This is a genomic window from Corallococcus sp. 4LFB, assembly GCF_046520365.1.
Classification (GTDB): Bacteria; Myxococcota; Myxococcia; order Myxococcales; family Myxococcaceae; genus Corallococcus; species Corallococcus caeni.
Window position 1 is genome coordinate 1 of sequence record NZ_JBKGHJ010000598.1, and the last position, 4510, is coordinate 4510.

General features: G+C 69.3%; 4 protein-coding genes. 2 read left to right on the plus strand and 2 right to left on the minus strand.

Translation table 11 applies throughout. The features are described 5' to 3' along the window. Together ACLEQD_RS37705 and trhA are read left to right on the plus strand one after the other, a co-directional pair. Positions 1 to 2009, plus strand: a 2009-nt coding sequence (locus tag ACLEQD_RS37705) for a methyl-accepting chemotaxis protein (RefSeq protein ID WP_410390700.1), incomplete at its 5' end; no start/stop codon positions are given. Between the two features lie 211 nt (positions 2010 to 2220). Beyond that, the gene (gene trhA, locus ACLEQD_RS37710) at positions 2221 to 2859 is read left to right on the plus strand and encodes a PAQR family membrane homeostasis protein TrhA (RefSeq protein ID WP_410390701.1); all 639 of its coding nucleotides are present in this window, start codon (positions 2221 to 2223) and stop codon (positions 2857 to 2859) included. A gap of 149 nt (positions 2860 to 3008) precedes the next feature. On the opposite strand, the gene ACLEQD_RS37715 is transcribed toward trhA, so the two are convergent. Together ACLEQD_RS37715 and ACLEQD_RS37720 are read right to left on the minus strand one after the other, a co-directional pair. Further along, entirely contained in the window at positions 3009 to 4334 is a 1326-nt protein-coding gene (locus ACLEQD_RS37715; protein ID WP_410390702.1) for a hypothetical protein, read from the minus strand. Beyond that, on the minus strand, positions 4331 to 4510 hold a 180-nt coding region (locus ACLEQD_RS37720), incomplete at its 5' end, for a hypothetical protein (RefSeq protein WP_410390703.1). The genes ACLEQD_RS37720 and ACLEQD_RS37715, both read right to left, overlap by 4 nt.

The following is a 4510-nucleotide window of genomic DNA, read 5'->3' on the forward strand; positions in this document are numbered from 1 at the left end:
CGGCGCTCGAAGGGTGGCGCTTCCGCTGGGGGGACTCACCGCTGGGGCCTGACGGCGTTCCCACGTGGGCGACGGAGCCGGCGGGCGCGGAGGGCTGGCAGCCCATGGAAGCGCTCAAGGAGCCGCCGGGGCGCGGGACGAACACCTTCCTCTGGCTGAGCATCCCCCTGCCGGAGGGGCCCTGGCTGGAGCCCGCCCTCTTCCTGGGCAACGTCGCCAACGCCTTCGAGGTCTACGCGGGCGGCCAGCGCGTCTACGCCAGCGGGACGCTGGCCCCCTCCGGCACCGAGACGATGGAGAACCTGGCCTGGCACCTGGTGCCCGTGCCGCCCGCCTCGCTGGGCCGCTCCGTGCTGCTGCGCATCCAGGCCCACGGCCCCGCCATCGGCGTCACGCGCGACGCGAAGGTGGGCTCGCTCCCGCGGATGCTCGCGGCGATGACCCGCCAGGGCCTCGCGCCCTTCGTCATGGGGACGCTGCTGTTCGCCGTCGGCATGGTGGCGCTGGGCGCCGCCCTCCTGCGCCGCCAGTGGCGGCTGCTCGCCTCGCTGACCGTGTTCGCCATGGGCTCCGGCGCGCTGCTGCTCGGCTCGAGTGGCCTGTTCGTGGCACTCTGGGACGGGGCGGTCGTCGGCAGCGTGCTCACGCTGGTGGGCTCGTACGCCATCGTTCCCAGCCTGGCGTGGTTCATCTCCGATACCATCGGCGCGGACCGGCTGCGCTGGTTCCGCTGGAGCGCGGCCTTCGTCTCCGCCCTGGCCCTCGCCCAGTCCGTCATCGCGGTCGTGAGCCTGAGCACCGCGTGGCGGCTGCTGCCCGCCTTCGCCCTCTACTCGATGCCCGGGCTGCTCGTCTGCGTGGGCGTCGCGGTGGTCCAGGCCTGGAAGGGGGACCGGGACGCGCGCATCTTCGTCGCGGGCCTGGGCGGGCTCACGTTCGTGTCCGTGCTCGCCACGCTGCCGGTGGTGGGCCTGATGGAGGCCACCGACAGCCAGATGCACTGGGGCTTCTTCGCCGTCACCCTGTCGCTCGTGGCCATCGTGGCGCGCCGCTCGTCGGAGGTGATGCGCTCGCTGGCGGAGTACACGCACCAATTGGAAGCGCGCCGCAAGGACGTGCGCCTGCTGGCGCAGGGCATGGGCCAGGGCGCGGACGAGCTGGCCGCCGTCGTGCAGCAGCTGCACACCTCCAGCGAGGAGCAGACCGTGGGCATCAGCCGCCAGGCGTCGGCGCTGCGGGAGCTGGAGCAGACGGTGGAGGAGATCCGCCAGGGCTCGCACCTGACGGCGGACAAGGCGCGCCTGCTCGCGGTGTCCGCGGAGAGCGCGGAGGCGGTGGGACGCCAGGGCGGCGAGGCCCTGGAGCGCACGCTGACGGACCTGGCCGCCATCCGCACCGAGGTGTCGGAGATGGCCGCGCGCATCCTCGCGCTCGACGAGCGCACCCGCGAGGTGTCCGGCATCGTCGACGACGTGAAGACGCTGGCGGACCAGTCCAACATGCTGGCCATCAACGCCGCCATCGAAGCGGTGCGCAACGGCGACAGCGGCAAGGGCTTTGGCGTGGTGGCCAAGGAGATGCGCCGGCTGGCGGACCAGTCCATCCGCGCCACCGAGCGCATCCGCGACGTGCTCGACGGCGTGAGCATGAGCATGCGCGAGGCCGCGCAGATGAGCGAGCAGGGCCAGGCGCGCGTGCAGGTGAGCCTGGACGCGGTCCGCAACTCCGGCGCGCAGCTGCAGAAGCTGGCGGGCATCATCAGCGACACCAGCGGCAGCGTGCGGCAGATCACCCAGGCCGTGGCCCAGCAGGACTCGGGCACCCATCAGATTGCCCAGGCCATCCAGGAGCTGTCCGGCCAGATGCAGCGCACGCTGGCGGCCGTGGAGGAGACGCGCACCGTCACCCGCTCCGTGCAGACGCTGGCGGAGGTCATGTCCGGGGCCGCGACCAAGGCGCTGCGCTCCGGCACGCTCTCGGAGGACCAGCAGAAGCCCGCGGCCGCGTGAAGCCCGGGGCGCCGGGTGGACGCCCACGCCGACGAGCACCGTCGACGGGGACGTCGTGCTGGGCCACGCCGCGTGCCGGATGCCGTCCCGGGCGGCGCCCTGACCTCCTGAGGACACTCCGCCGGGGCGATGCGTGGAGAACGCGACGTCCCGGGCGTGGGGACGCGAGGACGCTGACGAAGCCATGACGTGCCGGAAGTACGAGCACCGCATGGAACAGAGTGTGAAGCCCCGGTTGCGCGGCCTGTCGCACGCGCTCGCGTTCGTGGCGGCGCTGGTGGGGTGCGTGCGGATGGCGCTGATACCCGTGCCGGGCGCGCAGTACATGGCGAACCTGGTGTTCGGCGGCAGCCTGGTCCTGATGTTCGGCGTGAGCGGGGGCTACCACTGGCCCACGTGGAGCGCCGCGACGTACCGGCGGATCCGCCGGTTCGACCACGCCGCCATCTTCATCCTCATCGCGGGCAGCTTCACGCCCATGGCGACGCTGGCGCCCATGGGGGGCTGGAGCCAGCGGCTGCTCTGGGGGATGTGGGGCGCGGCGCTGACGGGAGCCACGCTCACGCTCGCGGGCATCTCCGCGTCGCGGGGGCTGCGCTCGGGGCTCTACGTGGCCCTGGGCTGCGTGGCGGCCCCGGTGATGTGGCACCTCCCGGGGGTGATGGGCCCCGGCCGCGTGGGCTGGCTGTTCTTCGGAGCCGTGCTCTACGCCGTGGGCGCGGTGGTGTACGCGCGCCGCTGGCCCGACCCCGTGCCCCACGTGTTCGGCTACCACGAGGTCTTCCACCTCATGGTCGTCGCCGCGGCCGCCACGCACTACGCCGTGCTGATGGACTTCGTGGGGGGGTAGGGGGTGTCCCTGATCAAGCCAAAGCATCATGCAGTCCAGCTGGAGGACCGACAGGGAGTGGGTGGCGGTCTTCTCGTAGCGGAGAACATCGGCGTCCAGGCCAAATGGATCCGTGCACTGCTCCCCAGTGCCACGGCACCAGCCCCCACTCAGGGCCGGTACCGCTCCGCCTCCTTGAAGAGCTGAGTGAGCGAATACTCCAAGAGCGACTGGCGGGACTGCATGTACCGGCGGGCGCGGAGGAAGGGCAGCCAGACGCGCTTGCCAACCCGCACCTGGGACTCCTCCATCTTCTGCCGCAGCACCCACGTTCCGCCCAGCCGCCGCACCAGCACGTCCCCCAGATAGGCGCCGAGCGCCGGAGCGGTGTGACTGTCGATGAGTTCGCGCGTGTACCGCTCCGGGAAGTTCTCCTGCCAGAAGTAGAAGTCCAAGTCCGTGAGGGACTCGGCCGTCTCATCCATGATGGAGGACACCTGGGTGTGCAGTGCCGCCACGAGACCTTCGGACAAATCGCCGTAGGACTCGAGGACGCGCTCCGGATTCGCCACGTCCGAGGGGTGAGCGACAGGGAGCCACTCCTCCGGCACCGGCGGCCGGAAGGCGTTGAGTTCGGCAATCTTCCGTTGCCGCTCGCTGATGGCGAACTCGTCCGGCAGCCGCGAGAGAAACGGCGCCACGTCGGGGTGGAAGTGCGGCTCGACAGGTACGAGCGCGGCGCTGCGCTCCCGCAGCGTGCGCAGCACCGTGTCGAAGTCGAGGTCCGGCCGCAGGTGGACGTGGGCTCGGGCCTGCACCACGCGCGCCTCATCGCCAGCGAACTCGGCGGCAGTGGGCCATAGCACCAAGAGGACGGAGCCGTTGGGAAGCGCCTCCACGAGGTGCGCTGGCGTCGAGAGCATCCGTTCTCTTCCCACCGATTCGACCAGCTTGGGACCGAAGACGTTCAACCAGAACAACTCATAGATCTTGTCGAACCCGTCCCGTTTCCATGTCGCATCGTCACGACCGAATACGGGAGAGTCCGCCAACTGCAAATCCGCCAAGCCATGAGCTACCGAATGATGCGTAGGGTACCGAGAGGCCCAGGCACGAACCACAGCCACAAAATCGCGACAGGTCTCCGCCGCGGCAAAGAACGTGAGCGGCTGTATGTTGAGGCTGACGCTCAGCTCGGACGCCCGCTGAGTGAGCCCAAGGTCGAGTGCCATCGAAACAGCAGGACTCTCCGCGCGAGACAACCCAATGATTGAGCCATACTCATCGCGTCGCTCCTCTAGCGCGCGCAACACAGCGTCTCGGGAGTATTTGCGTTTCCGACTGCCTTTGACCGTCGTCGGCATCCAACCGACGGCATGCCTCTCAAGAGCATCAAGAAAGGGCGCCACTTCGCGATCCAATCCATCCTTCGGTTCGAAGGCCCCGTCGAAGGTGAATCGAAAACTATCCGCCTTGCTCAGTTCATCCAGCCTCATTGGAACAACACCTCCACCCCCTCGATCCGCCGCTGCGTCTTGGTTACCGCATCGTTCAACATCGCGGGGTCACTGGGCAGAAGTTTTCCTCCCTCGTAGACAAGGCGCACTCTCTGAACCCTCGCCTGCTGTCGCAGTCCGTCCCGAACAATCTTCAACGTTCCACCGTAGTATTT